The sequence below is a fragment of the Asticcacaulis sp. P2_C5 genome (assembly GCF_056404555.1).
Window position 1 is genome coordinate 120518 of record NZ_JBFUDU010000011.1, and the last position, 20423, is coordinate 140940.

The 20423-nt window shown below is 58.4% G+C and carries 13 protein-coding genes; 9 read left to right on the top strand and 4 right to left on the bottom strand.

Features of this window, described 5'->3' with window-relative positions; translation table 11 throughout:
• Positions 1-1239, bottom strand: coding sequence for an MFS transporter (locus tag AC1DXO_RS19190; protein WP_476979791.1), 1239 nt, complete (start codon positions 1237-1239; stop codon positions 1-3).
• A gap of 149 nt (positions 1240-1388) precedes the next feature.
• Positions 1389-3743, bottom strand: a complete 2355-nt coding sequence (locus tag AC1DXO_RS19195) for a TonB-dependent receptor (protein ID WP_476979792.1) — start codon at positions 3741-3743, stop codon at positions 1389-1391.
• A gap of 594 nt (positions 3744-4337) precedes the next feature.
• On the opposite strand from AC1DXO_RS19195, the gene AC1DXO_RS19200 reads away from it, so the two are divergent.
• Both AC1DXO_RS19200 and AC1DXO_RS19205 read left to right on the top strand, forming a co-directional pair.
• Positions 4338-7385, top strand: coding sequence for a TonB-dependent receptor (locus AC1DXO_RS19200; protein ID WP_476979793.1), 3048 nt, complete (start codon positions 4338-4340; stop codon positions 7383-7385).
• Positions 7386-7649: 264 nt separating this feature from the next.
• Complete coding sequence (locus AC1DXO_RS19205; protein WP_476979794.1) at positions 7650-9161, top strand: tryptophan halogenase family protein; 1512 nt, start codon at positions 7650-7652, stop codon at positions 9159-9161.
• Between the two features lie 31 nt (positions 9162-9192).
• Here AC1DXO_RS19205 and AC1DXO_RS19210 read toward each other — a convergent pair whose 3' ends face one another.
• Positions 9193-9981 (bottom strand): FadR/GntR family transcriptional regulator, encoded by a 789-nt coding sequence (locus AC1DXO_RS19210; RefSeq protein ID WP_476979795.1) that lies wholly within the window; start codon positions 9979-9981, stop codon positions 9193-9195.
• 1144 nt (positions 9982-11125) lie between these two features.
• Between AC1DXO_RS19210 and AC1DXO_RS19215 the strand changes: the two genes are divergently transcribed.
• On the top strand, positions 11126-14098 hold the full coding sequence (locus AC1DXO_RS19215) for a TonB-dependent receptor (RefSeq protein ID WP_476979796.1): 2973 nt from the start codon (positions 11126-11128) through the stop codon (positions 14096-14098).
• Between the two features lie 352 nt (positions 14099-14450).
• Positions 14451-15242, top strand: coding sequence for a FadR/GntR family transcriptional regulator (locus AC1DXO_RS19220; RefSeq protein ID WP_476979797.1), 792 nt, complete (start codon positions 14451-14453; stop codon positions 15240-15242).
• A gap of 20 nt (positions 15243-15262) precedes the next feature.
• Here AC1DXO_RS19220 and AC1DXO_RS19225 read toward each other — a convergent pair whose 3' ends face one another.
• Positions 15263-16273 carry a zinc-binding alcohol dehydrogenase family protein gene (locus tag AC1DXO_RS19225; protein WP_476979798.1) on the bottom strand — a complete coding sequence of 337 codons (1011 nt, stop codon included), beginning with the start codon at positions 16271-16273 and terminating at the stop codon, positions 15263-15265.
• A 234-nt stretch (positions 16274-16507) separates the two neighbouring features.
• Here AC1DXO_RS19225 and AC1DXO_RS19230 point away from each other — a divergent pair, with 234 nt between their 5' ends.
• The 5 genes from AC1DXO_RS19230 (at position 16508) to AC1DXO_RS19250 (ending at position 20417) form a co-directional block, all read left to right on the top strand.
• Positions 16508-17233, top strand: a complete 726-nt coding sequence (locus AC1DXO_RS19230; protein WP_476979799.1) for a hypothetical protein — start codon at positions 16508-16510, stop codon at positions 17231-17233.
• Between the two features lie 96 nt (positions 17234-17329).
• Positions 17330-17998 (top strand): aspartyl/asparaginyl beta-hydroxylase domain-containing protein, encoded by a 669-nt coding sequence (locus AC1DXO_RS19235; protein ID WP_476979800.1) that lies wholly within the window; start codon positions 17330-17332, stop codon positions 17996-17998.
• A 63-nt stretch (positions 17999-18061) separates the two neighbouring features.
• Positions 18062-18472: a protein-export chaperone SecB gene (gene secB, locus AC1DXO_RS19240; RefSeq protein WP_476979801.1), complete on the top strand. Its 411-nt coding sequence runs from the start codon at positions 18062-18064 to the stop codon at positions 18470-18472.
• 257 nt (positions 18473-18729) lie between these two features.
• Positions 18730-19638 (top strand): glucosamine kinase nucleotide-binding domain-containing protein, encoded by a 909-nt coding sequence (locus AC1DXO_RS19245; RefSeq protein ID WP_476979802.1) that lies wholly within the window; start codon positions 18730-18732, stop codon positions 19636-19638.
• On the top strand, positions 19635-20417 hold the full coding sequence (locus AC1DXO_RS19250; RefSeq protein WP_476979803.1) for a copper homeostasis protein CutC: 783 nt from the start codon (positions 19635-19637) through the stop codon (positions 20415-20417). Before AC1DXO_RS19245 ends, AC1DXO_RS19250 begins: the two co-directional genes overlap by 4 nt.
• The last annotated feature ends 6 nt before the right edge of the window (positions 20418-20423 follow it).

Sequence of the window (20423 nt, forward strand, 5' to 3'; positions counted from 1 at the left end):
CTAGTCGACAATGATCTTCGCCTGACGGGTCAGGACAAACACCGCCAGACCGGCAACAACGACCAATGGGATCATGGCCATTGCCACGCCCGACGGACCGTGCAGCGGACCGATGCCGGTCTTCAGGACATAGCCCGCCATCATCGGACCGGTGATGGAGCCGACACGACCGAACGCGATGGCGGCGCCCGTCCCCAGGCCGCGCGCGGCGGGCGGATAGTACATGGGTGAGACGCCGTTCAGCGAATACTGCGCGCCCAGCAGGAAGAAGCCAACGATTCCGATACTGACCAATAGCGGCTCCACCGTTCCGGTGAAGGCCATGCCGCAGATGCCGGCGAGGAAACCGACATAGGCCACCGGCAGGGCCGTGCGGTAGCCATAACGGTCGATGATGGCCCCCAGGATCAGAGTGCCGAAGACACTGACGACGTTAAAGGTCAGGGACGACATCTGGCCGACCGTCATGTCGAATCCGCGTGCCGCCATCAGGCTGGGCAGCCAGTTGAGCATCATGTACAGCACACTGGACGTCAGGAAGAAGACCACCCACAGCAGGAGTGTACTGATGGCGCGGCCGCCACCAAACAGCGCTTTTCCGGCACCCACCTTCGGAGCATTGGCATCCCTGGCGGGCCGGGTATTGGGCAGGGCGAGGATGAACAGGACCAGTGCCAACGGCACGATGCCGCCGAGATAGAACAGCCACTGCCAACCGAGCTGCTTGAGATAGAGGGCCGCGAACAGCGAAACCGTCGCGCCGCCAATCGGCATGCCGGCCATGATTGCCGTGACAGCCTTGACGCGGTTCTTTGGTGAAACGACATCGATGGCCATGCCGATGACATTCGGCATGGCGGCGCCGAGACCGAAGCCGGTGAGCACCCGTGCCGCCAGCAGCGTGTTGAAATCGAAGCAATAGACGGTCGCGATGCTGAAGGCGCCGAAAACCATCACCGACATCAGCAGGACATTGCGCCGCCCCCAGGTGTCGCTGAGCATGCCTCCGGCCAGGGCGCCCAGGACCACACCTGCCTGGCCGCCGCCGAAAATCTGGCCCGCCTGGACGGGATCGAGCTTAAGCAGGGGCATGAGAATAGGTGCAGCAATGCCCATCGACTGGATATCGAACCCCTCCAGCAGCATGATCAGCGCACAGGTCAGGATCAGGAAGAAGATTCGCAGGCCGGACAGCTTGACCTGCGGCGCGCGCATGGCGGCCTCCCCTATGTCGGACATGATGGTTTCCTCGTGGACCACTTTTATTTACGATTTAAGGCGGACCGTTTTCGGTCCAAGGCCGATAGGATGTCTGCACATCATATCGGCCCTGCTCTTTGTTAGACGTCGCGTTTCTTCAGATACACAGGGAATTGTTCCCTGAGATTCTAGAAGTCGACCGAATAGGTCAGGCTGAAGTTACGCGGACGGGAATAGATCACTTCCGCATAACCCGCCGATGTGCTCTCGGACGAGGTGCCGGCAAGCGGATATAATCTGTTGGTCAGGTTATTGCCCGCAAGGGTGAGATGCCAGGCGCGGCTTTCCGGCTCGAGCACGATCGATGCATTGGCGATGGTCACAGATTTGTTCTGGGCGATCGTCGCTGTATTGCCGGCGTCAAAAAATTGCCGGTCGGTATAGCTGATAGTCATCCGTGGCGTCAGCCGCATGCCGCCCGGATGAAGGGTATAGGCGACCCCCACATGCCCCTGCAGCTCGGGGGCAAACGGCAGGCGGCTGTCGAGGCTGGCGACCGAGGTCGGACTGACCGCACCGTACGACGGCGGATTGGTGATACTGTCGAAACCCGTGTCGAGAGAGCCGAGGCTGGCGTTCAGGTACAGATCCGGAACGGGAATATATTCGGCTTCCAGTTCCGCGCCGCTGATCGTCGCTTCACCGGCATTGAACAGCAGCGGCACCACCCCCAGGCGATAGGTCATCTGCATATCGGTATATTTGGTGCTGAAGACCGCGCCATTGATGCGCAGTCCGCGCAAGGGATTAGCCTTGAAACCCGCTTCGGTAGACACCGCCGTTTCCGGGGCGAACGAGATCGGCACATTGCCCGGAGGCGCGTTGTTGTAGCGCTCGTTGAAACCGCCGCTCTTGAAGCCCTGGGACCAACTGACATAGGTCATGAGCGTCGCGTTCCAGCGATACTGCAGGCTGGCCGATCCGGTGGTCGCCGTGAAATTGCGTTCGTTGCGGCCGGTGCCGATAAACAGGCAGCCGGTCTGCGTCGGCGGCGGACCGCCGAACGGACACAAGGCCGTCGGGGCAGCGGGTTCCGCCTTGGTATAGGGCGCGACATTGAACATGGTGGCCTGGAGCCCCTTGGTCTCGTCGGTATAGCGCAGGCCGGCGGACAGGCTCAGACTGTCCGAGAACTTGTAGCTCCATTGCGTAAACAGCGCGACGGCCTTGGTATCGAGCGCTACCCTTTGCGTATCGTAGGAGGTGCCGGGATTGCCCAGGCCGACCAGGACCCGGTCCGAAGTCTCTTCATTGAAGTAGTAGGCGCCGACGACGCCATCCAGGTGCTCCGTCTTGATTTGCGCCTGCAGTTCCTGGCTTTGTTGGTCGCTGTGGCTGCTGTAACTGGTCTGCAGGATAAGCAGGGGCGTATTGTCGGCGTCCCGCGCGCCCGACCATTCCAGGCTGCGAGACGAGGAGATCGACTTCAGGGACAGGACATCGTTGACCTTCCATTCGGCGACCAGGGACAGGCCTGAGTTTTCGAGCGTGCTGAAGACCGGTGCTGTGCCGCCATTGGTGAAGGGGCCCTTGTACTGGGCATCGTTGGCGCAGCGCGGATCAGCCGTCGCCGGCACAAAGGGGGGCGGAAAGGTTGCGCCCGGACAGCCGGCGGCCTTGCTGGATGCGGCCGGAAAGGTCTGACGCTCATTGATGGCGAGAAAGACGAACGGAGAGCCGTGCTCATCGGCCTTGGCATAGTCTCCACGCAGCGTCAGGGTCAGGTCTGACGACGGTTCCCAGCGCAAGGTCCCCTGGGCGTTCGTCGTATTGACGTCGCCGAGGTCGAGGCCGTCAGATTCGCGATGGACATAGCCGTCGCGCGTCCGGCGGCCAACGGCCACACGGCCCTGCAGAGTTTGGGAAATCGGCACGTCGAATGCGCCGAACAGTTCACGCAGATTATCGTCGCCCACGCCGACACGCACTGTGTTGCCCGCGCCGGGGCGATTTGTCGACAGGAGAACGGCGCCACCGATCGTGTTACGGCCGAACAGCGTCCCTTGCGGGCCGCGAACCACCTGCACATTGGCGATGTCGCGGAACTCCATCGCGCCGCCAACCGAGCGCCCCATATAGACATCGTCGATATAGAGACCGACACCGGGGTCCACTGCCGCAGTCGCGTCGGTCTGGCCTATGCCGCGAATAAACACCTGGGCGGCCGAATTGTTGCCGGTCAGCGTGCCGTAGGTGGCGAACTGGAGGTTCGGCGTCACCTTACCGAGATCCGTCGTCGACTGAATTTGCTGACGTTCAAGAGATTTTGCGCTGAGCGCGGTTATGGCGATCGGCGTGTCCTGCAGCCGCTCCATACGCCGCCGTGCCGTAACGATGACGACCGTCTCATCCTCGGTCGTGGCCGCCTGCGCTTCCGGGGCTGCCTGCGCCAGGGCGCCGGAAGCAAAAAACGGCAGGCAGGTTGCCGTCGCCAATGTGTAGAAGGTGCGCGCCAAGGCGCGGCCATCGCCGTACTTGCTCATGTCTCATCCCTTTTTTTATATGCCATATTAGTTATGTGCATTATCTAGTATTTTACATATCTAATTACTCCGCGGGTTTGTCAATTGCGGCGCAAACTTATTGGTTGTTGTTGCAGTCCGGACACATGGAATCTGCGCGCCGGTTGGCGCGCAACCCGCCAAGGTGGATGCCACGTTGCCATCGTGTCGACCTGCCATCTTTAGACTTTGGATGTCTCCAAAATGGCGGATCGAAGTCGCCACGCGGCTCAGCAGGTTTGGACACATTTTTTCGTCCAGGTGTACGAATTCGGACACTTCGGACAGTTGGTGGCGACCCGCCCACTCAATGTCATGAATTTATCAGTAAAATCAGCTATTTAGGTTAATTTCCGACCAAGATGTATGATAATTGATAGCGATAACAATGTTCGGAGGAATCACTAAGTCCAGGGCGTTGCTGGTGAAACGCCGGCAGCGCGTCAAAGTTGTAAAGCTATCGCCGGTTCCCAAAGAACCGGCTGCGAACGCGTACGTCACAAGCCGTTTGGTACGAACAGAAATCAGGGCTCCCTGTCGTCAGACAGGTCAACTGCACCTGAGCAGGGAAGAAAAATGACACATAAACGAAAGCATTCGGGCCTTTTAAATGGGGCCTCGGTTCTGGTCATAGGCGCCGTAATGATGGCGGCGCCGGTAATGGCTCAGGATGCGCCCGCAGCGGCACCCGGCGACGAAACGGTCGTCGTCGTAACCGGCCAGCGCGCCGCGCTCAAGTCGGCGCAGAAGATCAAGCAAAATTCCGACGAAATCGTCGATTCGATTGTCGCAGACGACATCGGTAAGTTGCCCGACCGTTCGGTAACGGAAGCCCTGCAGCGGGTCGTCGGCGTCACGATCGATCACAACTTCGCCAAGGGAGATCCGGAACACTATTCGGTCGAAGGTTCTGGCGTGAACGTCCGGGGTCTTACCTATGTGCGTTCCGAACTGAACGGCCGCGACAGCTTTTCGGCCAATGGCGGTCGCTCGCTGAACTTCGAAGATGTGCCGCCCGAACTGATGGCGGGCGTCGACATCTACAAGAACCCCTCGGCGGAACAGATCGAAGGCGCCGTGGGCGGCCTGATCAACCTCCGCACGGCCATGCCTTTCGATTACAAGGGCTTTAAAGGCGCCGTCTCCGGCCAGACCACCTATTCGACTCTGAAGGGGGGCAACGCCACCCCATCGGGATCGCTGCTCCTTTCTGATCGGTGGAGTACGGGGGCCGGTGAATTCGGAGCCCTTCTGGACCTGGCCTATTCCGAGTCGGGCACGCGCACGGACGCCTTCCAGGTCGAGCCCTACTATCCGCGCAACAATATCGTACCGGGCAAGACAGTGTGGGTGCCCAAGGGTGCGCAGTGGCGAACCCTGGAGTTCAACCGCAAGCGCTTCGGGGCCTACGGCGCCTTTCAGTGGCGGCCGAACGAGGACCTGCTGACCTCGCTGACCTTTTTCAATTCGCACTACCAGATGACGTGGGACGAACAGGCCATCTTTGCCCAATCGTCGCCCTACAACATCAGGGTCAGCGCCGACGCCACCTATGATGACCAGGGCGCGCTGCTGACCGGCACAATCACCGATCCGACCGATGGCGGCATTAATTTCGGCGATGATACCCGCACGGCCACGCGCGAATCCGATACGACGGATGTGTCATGGAATCTGACCTGGCACCCGAGCAGCAAGCTGACCTTGCGTTCGGATCTGCAATATATCCGCGCCAGCACCGGCAGTTTCGATTCGACGGTTGCGACCGGCATACAGATCCAGTCGGAAACCCTGGATTTGCGCTCCGATCCGCCCAAGATCACGGTGGACGAGGCCTATCTGGCCGATCCGGCCAACTATTATTGGGCCTTCACCATGGAGCATCTCGACAAGAGTATCGCTCATGAATGGGCGTGGAAGGGCGACGCCAAATACGAATTCGACGATCCGGTATTGAAAGACCTGCGCGTCGGCGTGCGCCTGACCGATCGTGACGCCACGACGCAGAATTCAGACCCGGGCTACAACTGGGCAGCCGTCACCCAGCCCTGGCAGGTTGGCTGGGACATCAACCACCTGGCCTATCTCGGCGACCCGCGTTTTGCCGGCAACACGCACCTGACCAGCTTCGAGAACTTCTTCAATGGCGATGCCCATGCACCGGCCGTCGTCTTCCCCGACGTATCGCTGGCGACCGGCTATCCGGACTCCTACACCAAGTTGCACACCTATCACGACATTCTGTGCGCCGAGCAAACCGCGGCGCAAGGCTGGGGATCGGGCTGCTCTCCCTGGAAGGCGGCGACCTTCGGTACCAATCCGTCGGGCATCAACAAGCAGAAAGAAAAGACTCGCGCGGTCTACGCCCAACTGCGTTTCGGATGGGATGATCTCAAATACCCGATCGACGGTAATATCGGTATTCGCTATGTCGCGACCGATATGACAGCGTTCGGCTACACCGTCTTTAACCCGACCGCCCCTAACATTCCCCCGGGCAACACGCAGGGCGGCATCATTATCCCCAATATCCCGAAGTACGAAAAGGCGGAGAACTTCAACAACAGCTTCGGCAATACCTTGCCCAGCCTGAATCTGCGGATGAAGATCACACCGGATTTCCAGGTTCGCTTCGCCATGGCCACCGCCCTGTCGCGCCCGGACTTCACGCAGCTTCAGGGCTATACCAGCATGGGGGAAGGGTTTGAGACCACGACAACCGGGACTGTAACCACCGTCAATTCGTTCAACCTGACGGGTTCCGCCGCCGGCAATCCCTATCTGAAGCCGACCACCTCGACCCAGACCGACCTGACCGCCGAATGGTATTTCTCGCCGGTCGGTTCGCTGACCTTCGCCGTGTTCAACAAGGATCTGCGCAACATCATCGTCAATCAGTTGCACGGCTTCGATCTGCCGGATGTCAACGGCCAGATGCATGAATTCATCATCACCGCTCCGATCAACGGGGCGGACGGCACGGCGCGCGGCTTCGAAGTGGCCTATCAACAGTATTACGACTTCCTGCCGGGCTGGCTTTCGGGCCTGGGCGTCCAGGCCAACTTCACCTATGTCGACAGCTCGCAAACGCTGCACGACCCGGTAAATTCGGCCTATTGCTCGCACGCCTCGACGGCCACACCCGCAGAAATCGCCGCATCGCTCAATCTGAACCTCAATGGCTGCGATACGGATGCCCGCACCTTCGGCAAGCTGCCCCTGATGTGGTTGTCGAAATACTCCTATAACCTGGCCCTGATGTATGACAAGGGACCGGTCTCGGCGCGCCTGGCCTATAACTGGCGCTCCAAATACCTGCAGGCCGTCAATGTCAACGGTACGCAGGGTGGAGACGGCTTCGACTCGAACCCGGCCAGCCCCACCTATAACACCGTGCCAAACCCGGGCATCAACTGGGCTCTTCCCACCTGGGCCGGTGATTATGGCCAGCTCGACGCGTCGTTCTTCTACAAGGTCAATGACCACATGACGTTCGGCCTCGAAGCGCAAAACATCAACAATGCCCAGTTCAAGCAGTTGATGCAGCAGCATATCGGTATGAAGGGCCGCGCCTGGTTCGTCTCCGGACCCCGATACACGGCACAGGTCCGCTATACTTTCTAAGGCTTTGTGGGCAATTAACTGCGACGTTGAAGCGCGACGAGGCCTTGCATAGGTATGGAAATGTCTCAAAACGCGGATTCAGTTAATTGCCCACGGGGCTAACGCCTTGCCAGCCACTAATTTCCCGTAGTGGCTGGCCTTCGCGCCTGCCCTGCCCAGTCCCTTGGCAGGCGCTCTTCTCCCCGGACTGTCGCCGCAAACTTTTCCTCCCGGTACCCATGCCGGGAGGAATCTTTTTGTGTATGCTCATCATCCGGAAATTCGATGGCCAAACCCATAAGCAAAATTGTCATTGTCGGCGGCGGTACCGCAGGCTGGATGGCGGCCGCGCCGCTGGCCCAGCGGCTGGGGAAGGCCTGCGTCATCGATCTGGTTGAGTCGCCGGAAATCGGCACGATCGGTGTCGGCGAAGCGACCTTGCCGACCATCCGCTACTACAACCGCAGTCTCGGCATTGATGGTACTGATTTCGTCCGCAAGACCCAGGCCAGCTTCAAGCTCGGTATTGCCTTCAAGGACTGGGGCCATATCGGTAACCGTTTCTTTCATGGCTTCGGCGACTTCGGACCCAGCATTGATAACCGCTCGCCCTATATGCACTGGCTGCGCCTGAAACAGGCCGATCCGGCGTTTCCTTCCTATGAGGACTGGTCGGTGGCCACCGTCCTGGCGCAAAGCAATCGCTTTACCCCGCCCAGCGGCGACACGCCGTCAGCCAGCAACGCCTATTCCTTCGGCTATCATTTCGACGCCGGACTCTATGCCGCCTACCTGCGCGACTACGCCCTGGCCCGCGGCGTCAACCGCATCGAAGCGAAGATCGTCGACGTCGAACTGCGGGCGGAAGACGGCTTTATCGCAGCTGTTCGGCTGGAGGATGGCCGCCGCGTGGAAGGCGACATGTTCATCGACTGCTCCGGTTTCCGCGGCCTTCTGATCGAGGGCGCCATGAAGGCGGGCTTTGTCGACTGGAGTGATCAGTTGCTGTGCGACAGCGCCCTGGCTGTGCCGTGCGCGCGCGTCGAACCCCTGACGCCCTATACGACATCGACCGCGAGGACTGCAGGTTGGACGTGGCGCATTCCCCTGCAACATCGCACGGGTAACGGACACGTCTACAGCAGTCACTTCATGAAGGATGAAGACGCCGAACGCATCCTTATGCAGGGCCTGGACGGCCAGGCGCTCGATGCACCACGCCAGCTCCGCTTCAAAACCGGCCGACGGCGCAAGGCATGGATCAAGAACTGCGTCGCCGTCGGCCTGGCGGGCGGTTTCATCGAACCGCTGGAGTCGACGGCTATCCGCCTGATCGAAAGCGGCGTTGGCGGGCTGATCCAGCATTTTCCGAACATGGACTTCCGGCCCGAACTGGCGGACGAATTCAATCGTCTGACCGCTTTCCAGTATGAATCTATTCGTGACTTCGTCGTCATGCACTACAAACTGACGAAGCGTGACGATTCCGATTTCTGGCGTCACTGCGCGGCCCAGGACATCTCGGAGTCACTGAAACACCAGATCGACATCTTCCGCAGCAGTGGACGCATCGTCGTCCTCGACCCGGACGGCTTTACCGAACCGTCCTGGATCTCGCTTTTCTTTGGTCTGGGTCTGGTCCCGCAAAGCTACGACCCCTTCGTAGACCTCATCGACCCTGTCCAATTGCGCGACCATTTTCTGCGCATCCGCCAGATCATCGGCCAAATGATCCCGTCCGTGCCTCAGCATGCCGACTATATCGCACGCCACTGCAAAGCCGGAGCGCCTGGGTAGATATCAGATTCAAGTCGAACCGAGCCTTCACTCACGCCGTTAGTCGCCGCGTCGCGAACTGCTGACGCTTGCCGGCTACGACTTGTTCGGCCTTTTCGACCTCCCGCTTCTCCAGAATGAAGAAGACGTCGGCCATGGCCTGGTCGTTGAAATCGTTCATCGCCGTCTCAGCTGCGCCTGCCGACTTGCGTCTGATGGCCTCGTAAATCCTTTGGTGCATCAGCATCCAGGCCGGGAAACCGTGAAGAAGGGCCTGCCCCCACAATGTCTCCTCCATGACGTCGGGCAGGCCTGGCTGCCAAAGCTGATCGACGGCCATCATGATTGCACCGTTACCCGTCAGCCTGCCCACGCACATATGAAAAGCGCGAATCCCGTCGCCTGGGTCCGAAGGTTTGGCGCCGAACAGAGTCTGCATGGCTAAAGCCAGTTCCCCAATGGTCTTCTCGGAGGCTTCCTTGGCCGCCAGCGCCGCGACCGTACCTTCCAGCAGCCGCCTCGCCTCCAGCAAGGTTATCGTGTCGTTATCCTGCGACGGCTCAGATCGGCCCGCCTTGCGAACAAGTGTTCCGACGCCGTGTACGAGGTCGACATAACCCAGGGCTTCGAGAGCGATCAGAGCCTCACGAACCGAGGGCATGCTGACACCGAAGTGGGCCGCCAGAGTTTTGACGGACGGCAGACGCGTCCCGATGGCCGGCCTTGTCTGCGCAATATGATCCTTGAGGGCGTGCGCCAGTTGAAGTGTCAGCTTTCCTGACCTTCGCGGTAGCTCGACCGCGGACCGAAAGACAATAGGAAGGTCGAAAGCGTTCGCCATATTTCGGGTTGCACCCAGGTCTCGTCACTACAGGCGACAACACCCGCAATTTTTGACTATGAAAGTAGCTTTTATATATACTTGGCTATCACGGCCAAATCTGCTAGTCAATCTGGCCTTACCAAAAGGAGAAGGATCTTCGCCACGATGCCGGAGGGGCTTGTCCGATTTTCAGAGAACTCCTCGCCGGGTAGCTTGAAATTGATCGGCAAGTGTTGGGTCGCAGAGATTGTGATGGGTTGAGGGCCGACTGAACCTCGGCATGGGGCCATGGAATTCACGGAATTCAAGACCTGAAAGCTTCGGCGCGAAGCGCCCGCCGGCTATGACTGCAGAGGCGCTTCGCGCAGCCGTCTGAATAGCGCGATTTTCCGTGTGATTTCCGTGTTGCCGCGCAGCGGTGTTCCGTGGTCGCCCCCTTTACAAGGCGCACAGTTAACGCCGCCCAGGGTGTCGCGTCACGGAGATCATGACGGGTTGACCAACTTCACGTACCGATCCGCTGGAACTGCGACGGGAATTCAAAGAGTCAAAATCTCTGCGACGCAACACTAGGACGAGGGCGGGTCGTCCATCATCCGCCGGCGACCATAGGCGCCTCCCCGAACGCACGGATCAAAATCACGAATTGGTAAGACAACTTACCACTGCGGACGCTGTGTGCCTGATTGCAAAATGACGGCGCACGCGATGTTGGCCAGACCAATATCATGCATTAGGTGCCACAGGCTCATTTTCGATCGCCAAAAATACGCTGCCATTTGTGAAAAAGAACATTACTTGTAAAAACAAGCGAATTCACATTCATAGCGCAGAAATCGCCGTATATATCATATAAATATGGCAATTATATTCAGTTTTGATCTGAAATCGTAGCCCACAGAATAACTAATTTTATATGTGATTGTAAAAATAGAGAACCTTTCAGGCAAAGGCGCCTCAGTCACGCACCGTCTGCGCAGCGCCAAACACAAATTTTGTGGGAGATTTGCCACACACAAATCAAACTGGCCTTACCACATTGACGGCGTGTTTTGGTCAGACTAATAGTTCTGTGACCGGTAACACTGTTCCAGAAACATCGTGCCGCGACATAAGAAAAATAGTTCATGCCAACGGCGTGACGGGGAAAAGGAAGTCACAAATGCTAGCGAAAAGCCTGCGCTTTCATGCCATCAAATCAACGCTCCTGTGCGCCACCATGCTTGGCGGCCTTGGTTTCGCGTCCGCCCACGGGCAGGACGCCGCCAACACCGGCGCCGCGGCAGCCGATGACGACACGACGGTCGTCGTCGTCACGGGCTATCGCGCATCGCTGAGAAACGCGACCAAGGCCAAAAAAGATTCGACCAACTTCACCGAAACTGTCTTCGCCGAAGATATCGGGAAATTCCCGGATCTCAATATGGCCGAAGCGTTGCAGCGCGTGCCCGGCATGATCGTTTCGCGCGACGCGTTTTCCGGTGACGGTACCCAGATTGTCGTCCGCGCCCTGCCCTCCAACTTCACCCAGGTGACGATGAACGGCAATCGTATCGCCATGGCGACGGACAACGGCATCTCCGGCTCAAGCTCGACAAACCGCCAGGTCGACCTCGACACCTTCCCCACCGGCCTCTTCAACCGGGTCGATGTCTCCAAGACGCCGAGCGCCGATCAGCTCGAAGGCGGTATTGCCGGGACGGTGAATCTGCAAAATGCCCGGCCGTTCGACCGCAGGGGTGAACACGGTGTCATCGCAGTTCAAGGGAACTATGGCGTTAATTCAAAGAAACTGTCGCCACGGATCACGGGCGTGTGGTCCAAGACCTGGGACAAATTCGGCGTTCTGGTCGGCGTATCGGCGAATGAGAAGAAGACCTACACATCCGGGTTCGAAACCCTGGGCTACGGCGACCCGAATTTCAACAACTACTGCGGCACCTGCGACCCGGGCTTCACAGCCTCTAACGGCGTCTTTGCCAATGTAAACGGCTCAAACCAATGGGTGTGGAGCAAAACCGTCTATCCGTATTCCGGTAACGGCCTGACCCCCGGTCCGCTGGACGAAGCCCAGCTCCTGGCGCTGAACCCCGGCATGACAGAAGCCACCATGAAGAGCGCTCTGATGCCGCGCCTGGGTCGTAATGCGCTACTTGACGCAACCTCGCGAACCAAGGTCGGCCTCATCGCGCTGGAATATCGTCCCAGTGACACGTTGCGATTCAACCTGGACATCCTCGGCGGCGGCGGCGATCGCGAGGCGGAACGCACCAATATGATGCTGGCCTTCCGCAGCACAGGTCCCGGCGACGATTATAATGGCGGCATGATCCCGCTGAACATGAAGGTCGACGCCAATAATGTCGTGACCTCCGCGACGTTTGCCAACTCCACCTTCTTCCTGGAGTCCGACTATTACCGCGACAGAAACGCCTTCCTGAGCGTTAATGGCGGTTTTGAATGGCAGTTCGGCGACGGCTGGCAATTGGACGCTGAACTCGCCATCATGCGCTCGACCTATCAGCGGGGCGTGACCTTCCTGAAATACCGCACACCGTTCCAGTCCAATGTGACGGCAACCTATGTCAACGATTCCGGTAACCTCGACCTTCCGACGCTTACCTCAAATGTTGATTTGAACAGCCCGGACATTGGTTGGCGCACATTTGCGGGCGGGCAAATGATAATGCAGCTCGACAAACGCAATGCAATGACCAAATCGGGCCACTTCGATATCAGCAAGGCGATTGGCGATTGGACGTTCAAGGGCGGCTACGCCTATGACGGCTATATGCGCGAGATCAACATCAGCGATCTTTCGGCCAACCTGCGTACGGCCTATGCCGCCGCAATTCCCGAAAGTGACGTTCACAAGTACCTGACACCTATGACGCGCTCCGTCTTCTCGGGCGATGTGAGCGGTGGCGGCTTCGATCGCTGGGTGGTACCCGATTTCGACAAGATCAATAAGGCCGTCGATTTTAACGCTCTGCTTAAGAGCACGCCGACCGTCTCGACCGGCGGCTCGTATAATGGGGCGGGTGCCGCGACGATTGAGGAAACCATCACCAGTGCCTACGGCATGGCCCTCTACAACGGTGATCTGTTCAACATTCCGTTCAAGACAAACTTCGGCTATCGCTTCCAGACGACAGAGCAGACGGTCACCGCACCGTCGGTCATCAACAACCAGATTGTCTATCTGACGACGAATTCGCACTATAAGGATGTCCTGCCGTCCTTCAACGCCGTGGCCAATGTCACGCCGAAGCTGAATGTCCGGTTCGCCGCGTCAAAGACCATGACACGGGCCAACCCTGCGGATATGACGTCTTCGCTGAGCCTTGACACGTCTGCCTCGTCCGGCAGCCGTGGCAATCCGAACCTGAAGCCCTTCTATTCCAACAACTTCGATGTTGGCGGCGAATATTATACGGGCAAGACGGGCTATGTCGGTCTGACCTACTTCAAGAAGGACATTTCTGGCTTTATCGCGCGGCCGATCACGCCCTTGAACTTCGGTGCCCTCGGTATTGCCTACGCCTCGCTCAATACAAACCAGCAACAAGGCTTGGCCAATGCGCTGATCCCGACCACAACCGTGGCTCAGGTCCTGGCCAATCCATCTCTGGTTGCTAACGTGAATGTCAACATCACGCAGCCCGTCAACTCAGCGTCGGTCATGAAGCTGAGCGGACAGGAATTCATGTGGGTTCAACCGCTTGACAACTTTGTCGAAGGGCTGGGCTTCACGACGAACTATACGCGCTTCAAGGTCCAAAGCGCGGCTGCGCTGGCGACCGGCATTCCCGAATACACCTACAACGTCACCGGCTACTATGAACGTGGCGATTTCTCGGCGCACCTGAGCTATGTGAAGGTCGGCGAGATCAAGACCGGCATTGCTCCGCAGGCCAACAATATTGCGCTCGACGCCTATGCCGAGGCCCGTCACCAGATCGATCTGTCGGCGTCCTACAAGTTCAAGGCCTTCGGACTGGAACAGAGCCTCACACTGGATGCCACGAACCTCGATAATCAGGGCTTCAAGAGCTACTACACCTACACCAATCTCACGACAGGCTTCCAGAGCCCCGGCCAGACCGTACTGGTTGGCTGGCGCGCCCAGTACTGATCCCAATACAGAAAGCTAACGGGTCTTCCGGGGGCAAACCCGGAAGACCCCGGCCATGTCACGAAATGCCTGACACCAATGGCAGCTTCACCCTCTATGAAGCGTTGGGTATTTTTCGAGTCTGCGACGGACCAGATTCCTCCCTGGAAATGGGTCCTTCCCTGGTGCGCCTTCACGGGCGCACCTTTTTTATTGGCGAATGCAGCGAACAGGTTTGCCCGTGCACTGCATGCGGTAAATCTTGCCCGCCCGGGGCAAGATAAGTGAGATTTACCGCCAACCCGGCCCTTGCAAAAGGAGCGGAGGTGTTCATAAGCTGCCGCCAATTCCAATCGTTTCGGGACCTTGTTGTTTGGAAACCAGTCCACAGCCTGACAGGCTTTACCGCCGGGTCGCCGACCAACTGATCGGGCTTATTCGCGATGGCGTGTATAAGGTTGGTGAAAAGCTGCCGGCGGAACGCGATCTGGCCGACACATTCGGCATCAGCCGGCCCTCGGTCAGAGAAGCGATGATCGCCCTCGAAATCCTGGGCGTCGTCGAAATTCGCGAGCGTTCAGGCATCTATGTCCTCGAAGCCGCGACGACACAATCGAAAGACGGCGTCCAGGCCCTGTCCGGGCGCGAAGACCTGAATGTAGGCGCCTTCGAACTGGTCGAGGCACGCATTCTCATCGAAGGTGAAACGGCCGGCCTCGCGGCGCCATTGGCAAAACAACAGGATCTGGATACGCTCAGAGGCCTGATAGACGTGATGCGCACGTCCGATGCCGTCCGCTGCGAAGAAGCCGATCGCGCCTTTCATATTCATATCGCGTCGATGACCGACAACGGCGCCCTGATCGACGCGATCGAGCATTTGTGGAACCTGCGGACACAGTCGCCCCTGGCGTCTCAGATCATGACCCGCGCCCAGGGCGGAGGTCGTGAAGCGCGCGTGGCCGAGCATGAAGCCATCCTCAAGGCGCTTGGATCACGCGACGCCTCGACCGCGCGTCGCGCCATGCGTGAGCATCTCGAAAGCGTGCGGGAATATCTTCTCGATGCCACCGAGACCGCGGAACTGGACGCTTTAAGGAAAAAATTCCAGTCCCAGCGCCTGGCCGTCAAGAGACGGACGATCTCGGACGAAGCCCGGGGCTGAGACCGTACACCTGTTTCAGTTCAAACCTGCCCGATCGCTTTCAGCACCGAGCCCTGATTCGCGATGTAATAGGGAACGGCGGTCGCCATGTCTTCCAATTCGAAGGTATGGGTGTGAAGCGCCTGAGTAGGCAGCGTGCCGGCACGCATGTTATCGATGACGTTTTGAAAATCCTGATGTGTCGCGTTGCGGCTGCCGATGAGCTGCATTTCGCGCTTGTGAAACTCGGGATCGGAAAAGGAAATTGTGTCCTTCACAACGCTGATCAGAATGTACCGCCCACCATGCGCGACATAGCGAAACCCGTTTTCGATCGCCTGGGCGCTGCCCGTGGCGTCAAAAACCGCGTCGAAGCCGTCGCCATCGGTGCGGCGCGCCAGCCAATCCGGTAACGAATCATCCGCGACGGCAACGTCCAGGAAACCCAGCCTATCCGCCGCATAAGCAAGACGCGCAGGCAAGGTGTCGATCAGGGTCACATCGGCGCCGGCAATTCGGGCAAACAGGGCCGCAGCGATGCCTATGGGTCCGGCGCCGACGATAAGGGCTCTTTCGCCGGATTCAAGCCCGGCGCGTCTGACGGCATGGGCGCCTATGGACAAAAACTCGACCATGGCCGCCTGGTCGAGGCTCAGACCGCGAGCATCGACAACCGCGGCCTCGGGGACGCAGACGAATTCCGTCATGCCGCCATCGATATGAACGCCCATAACCTTGATGTTGACGCAACAGTTGGGCTTCGTCTTCCGGCAGGCGATGCACGCGCCGCATGCCAGGTACGGATTGATCGTAACGACTTGGCCAGCCGTAAATCCGGACGCAGCATCCGCTTCGGCGACCTCACCGGAAAGCTCGTGCCCCATGACTCGGGGATAGCTTAGAAACGGCTGCTTGCCTGCGAATATATGGAAATCGGTTCCGCAAAGACCGACACGCCGGATACGCACCATGACCTGGCCCGGTTCTCGCTCCGGCTGGCGACGCTCAATAACAGCCAGACGATGGGGTTGTTCACAAACGATCGCTTTCATCGAATTCCCGTACACTTATGATCCTGACAAGGCGCCTGCGCAAACCGGAAAGTCCGTTCTTCGCCTGCACAATCACCGCCTGAAGATGCGTTGTCCTATTTTTAGAGGTAAAAGTAAATATCATATATGATACAAAATTGACTTTAGCCGGCGTCCTGGTCATGACGCCATGCACTTCGCGCTACATGCGAGCTGGGTACGCGCGACTTCCGGTGGCGGAGCAGTCCGGCCCTTTTGCCCGATTGGGAACTGTGTCATAAAAAGATCATGATGATTTGTGACAAATTTGTTTTTCTCCACCTGCACAAGTCAGGAGGAACCTTTATCAACCGCATGATGATTAGCTGCATACCGTCGGCCAGGCGTGTTGGTTATCATCTGCCCTACAGTCAGGTCCCTGACATTTGCCGTAACTTGCCAGTCGTGGGCACGGTGCGTAATCCCTGGTCATACTACGTCTCGTGGTTTCATTTCCAACATGCACAGGCCAACCCCAACCCGCTCTTCATGATATGCAGCGAGAACAAGCAGCTCGATTTCGCCCATACGATCAGCAACCTTGTGAATTTGCAGAGCGATGACTCACGTATCGATCGGTTAATGGCCGCGTTTCCCGAGCAGTTTGTGAGCTACGGTCTCAATCTCACGCGCCATTGCATAGACAAGATCAGAGGATCTGGCCTTGGATTTTATAGCTTTCTTTATGAGCGGCTATTTGCCGGCGCGCCGTCACCCAGTATTGTTCGCATGGAAGAACTGAGAGACACCTTTTACGACCTGCCGCTTGGTCTGAGAGGCCCGGAGACGATGCTGGTCCGCGATTTCATCCGTCAGGCGCCCCCCATGAACACCAGCGAGCATATGCCCTACGCGGACTATTACTCCGATGGGCTTAAATCCCTGGTGGGGGACATGGACCGGCCACTTATTGACCGGCACGGATATGAGTTTCGTCGTTAAGGCCGCGTGCCATATCGACTGACCTGGCCGGTTTGCGCTGTGAGGTCGCTGCATAGCCCGATAGGTAATGATATTTATGGACATTGGTATGCAATTGTGCAAGCTGAACACGGTAAGTCCGTCCGCCGCCTGCTCGGCCAGCCTCTTGATGCCTCGATGAATTTCGCCCATGACGCGCAGAAACTTGGCGCCTTCGACATTTCCGCGCTGAAAGATGCCGTGGCCGCCTATGATGAGACGACCTGGGCTGCCGACTGCGGCCGCCAGATGGCTTTCAACGCTCACGCCAGCACGCAGACCCTCAAGCTGATTGCCGATTCGGATTTTCGCCATACAAACCCGACCATTCACCCGCTCTTTAACTCTCTGGAACCTTTGCTTCGCCCGTTGATGTCGCATATCCCGGACGTCTATTCGCGGACAATGCGTCAGAGGCGCGTCGTCGAGGAAAACGGCAGCGGTTATTTTGTACGCGTTATCCTGACACGGTTGCCACCGGGCGCTGAGATCAAGCCGCATATCGATGAAGGTGACTCGTTGAAGCGCTGTCACAGAATTCACGTGCCGGTCATCTCTAACAAGGAAAGCCTTTTCATGGTCGGCAAGCTGAAGTTCCATATGCCGGAAGGCGACATGTGGGAGATCAATAACCGTCGTATTCACTCCGTGTACAATGGAGGCGCGGAACCGCGCGTTCACCTGATCATGGACTATGTCCAGCCGGGAGAAACGGTTTTTGATCTCGAAGGCCCCCTTACAGCATAGGTCCAATTGCCGGACCAGGTTTGACTTAGCGAAGCCCGCACAGAGGCGAAAGGTCTACGAATAATGACTGAACAATTTTCGATCCAGCAAATCTATCTGAAAGATTTGTCATTTCAGGTGCCGTCCGGGGCAACGATCTTTGTGGATCAGTGGGCTCCGCAACTCAAGGCGGACGTGAAGGTTTCGCACAGCACGCTGCCTGGCGGGCTGGTGGAGGTCATTCTGACGATTGCCGTTGTCGCTACGAATAACGGCAGCACTGCCTTTATGGTCGAAGTATTCCAGGCCGGGATATTCCAGATTGCCGGCTTCGAAGGCGATGACCTGGATCGTATGTTGCGGGCCAAATGCCCCGCCATACTGCTGCCCTATGCCCGCGAAACCGTGGATACCGTCCTTATGAAAGGGCGTTTCCCGGCCCTCATACTGGATCCGATCGATTTCGACGGCAACTGGCTCGCCGGCAAACGCTAGCTAGAGTGCAATCAGGCGCCGTTGCCAGGCCACGATGAGTCATCATCATCGGGGCTTGGTATAAATCCCCTGGTGGCTCTCCGGGATCGAACTTTCCGGCGCTCAAATTTTTACATCCGGTAAGGTTTTTATAGACAAACGACAAAAGGTCATATTATTTGGCATGACCTTGTGGAAAATTGGTATTGTCGACCTCGACAGTTCTGCCATGGACCGCATCAGGGCTGCCATGCCGATCATCGCTCCAATAAGTTGAAATGACGAACACGCTATCTGATCATGTGTATTTGGGGGTGGATGGCGGTGGAACCCATTGTCGTGTCCGGTTGCAATCCTCTGACGGCGTCGTGCTGGGAGAAGCTATGGGCGGCCCAGCCAATGTTCGACTGGGGGCCGATCTGGCCTGGAGCAATATTTTGTCGGCGATCCATGCCGCGCTGGATGCGGCAGGTCTTCCGTACGCGACCTTAAGCCAGGTGATTGCCGGGTTTGGCCTGGCCGGCGTACTCAAACCGACAGATGCCCTGAGTATGACAGGGTACAGGTCCATTTTCAGAGCATTACATGTCTCTTCCGACGGCCATATTGCCTGTCTTGGAGCCTATGGCGGCAAGGATGGGGCTATCCAGATCGTTGGCACAGGCAGTTCCGGATACGCCATCGTCGATGGCGTCGGACGAACCTTCGGTGGCTGGGGGTTTTCCCTGTGCGAGAAAGCGTCGGGCGCAGCCTTGGGCCGGGACGCCGTAAAACGGGCGTTGGATGTTTCTGACGGCTTGCGCGCCGGATCTGCGTTCACGGCCGCGGTGCTCAGCCAGTTCGGCGGCGTCATCGAAATCGTCGATTGGTCAGATACGGCGCGCCCCAGGGACTATGCGGCACTCGCGCCGCTTGCCTTTCATTTCGCCGAACTGGGCGACGCGGTTGCTTGCGAGCTGGTCAATCAGCTCGCATCGGACTGCGGTCGGTATATACGCAATCTGGTCAGGGCGGGGGCGCCCCGGGTCAGCCTCCTGGGGGGCCTGGCACCTCAACTGCTCCCTTGGCTGCAGGCTGACATCACGGCGCATATTGCAAATCCGGAAGGTGATTCCCTGGACGGCGCGATTTTACTCGCACGCACGGGTCATCCGGCGCAGCACCTTCTGCGTACGGAGGCACAATGACCCGTCTCCGCCTGGAAATTTGCGTCGACACGGCCGAAGGCCTCGAAATCGCGGCCGCGTGCGGTGTCGATCGGATTGAACTGTGCAGCGCGCTCAGCATCGGCGGGCTGACGCCAAGTACGGGCATGATGCAGATGGCCGCCAGGTTGGACTGTCCGGTACGTGTGATGATACGCCCGCGGCAAGGCGACTTTATCTACAGCGAAGCAGAATTGGCGATGATGCTGCATGACATCGATGCGGCGGAACGATTCCGGATGGAAGGCGTGGTCGTCGGCGCGAATCTGCCCAGCGGGCCACTTGATGAACACGCCCTGGGTCGCCTGACCGGCCACGCAAAAGCCGCCGGCCTCAAGGTGACATTACATCGCAGCTTCGACATAACGCCTGATCCGATCCAGGCGCTGCGAACGGCCCAGGCCCTGGGCATCGACAGTATCCTGACATCCGGAGGTGCGGTGGACGCGCTTCAGGGCGTCATGACTCTCAAGCGACTCGTCGACGCGATCGACGCAACAGGTGACAGCAATCCGATCGAGGTGATGGCCGGCGTCGGCGTCAGTGCCGCAAACGCCGGTACAATCATCGCGCATTCCGGGGTGTTCTGGGTGCACGGATCGTGCAGCCGTCCGCGCAAGTCGGTGTCCAGTGAAGCCGAACGGCTTGGCTATGTCTCGCCGGAACATCGCCGGACCGATCCCGATGCCATCAATCGCCTTCTTGCCGTGCTGAGCGCCTTGTCCGGAAGGCAAATAGATACCGGTATGTCAAACGGATAAAATGGG

Excerpts from the sequence above, each read along its gene's own strand:
- AC1DXO_RS19190 (WP_476979791.1), bottom strand. The coding sequence starts at position 1,239 with ATGTCCGACATAGGGGAGGCCGCCATGCGCGCGCCGCAGGTCAAGCTG.
- AC1DXO_RS19195 (WP_476979792.1), bottom strand. The coding sequence starts at position 3,743 with ATGAGCAAGTACGGCGATGGCCGCGCCTTGGCGCGCACCTTCTACACA.
- AC1DXO_RS19200 (WP_476979793.1), top strand. The coding sequence starts at position 4,338 with ATGACACATAAACGAAAGCATTCGGGCCTTTTAAATGGGGCCTCGGTT.
- AC1DXO_RS19205 (WP_476979794.1), top strand. The coding sequence starts at position 7,650 with ATGGCCAAACCCATAAGCAAAATTGTCATTGTCGGCGGCGGTACCGCA.
- AC1DXO_RS19210 (WP_476979795.1), bottom strand. The coding sequence starts at position 9,981 with ATGGCGAACGCTTTCGACCTTCCTATTGTCTTTCGGTCCGCGGTCGAG.
- AC1DXO_RS19215 (WP_476979796.1), top strand. The coding sequence starts at position 11,126 with ATGCTAGCGAAAAGCCTGCGCTTTCATGCCATCAAATCAACGCTCCTG.
- AC1DXO_RS19225 (WP_476979798.1), bottom strand. The coding sequence starts at position 16,273 with ATGAAAGCGATCGTTTGTGAACAACCCCATCGTCTGGCTGTTATTGAG.
- secB (WP_476979801.1), top strand. The coding sequence starts at position 18,062 with ATGACTGAACAATTTTCGATCCAGCAAATCTATCTGAAAGATTTGTCA.
- AC1DXO_RS19245 (WP_476979802.1), top strand. The coding sequence starts at position 18,730 with ATGACGAACACGCTATCTGATCATGTGTATTTGGGGGTGGATGGCGGT.
- AC1DXO_RS19250 (WP_476979803.1), top strand. The coding sequence starts at position 19,635 with ATGACCCGTCTCCGCCTGGAAATTTGCGTCGACACGGCCGAAGGCCTC.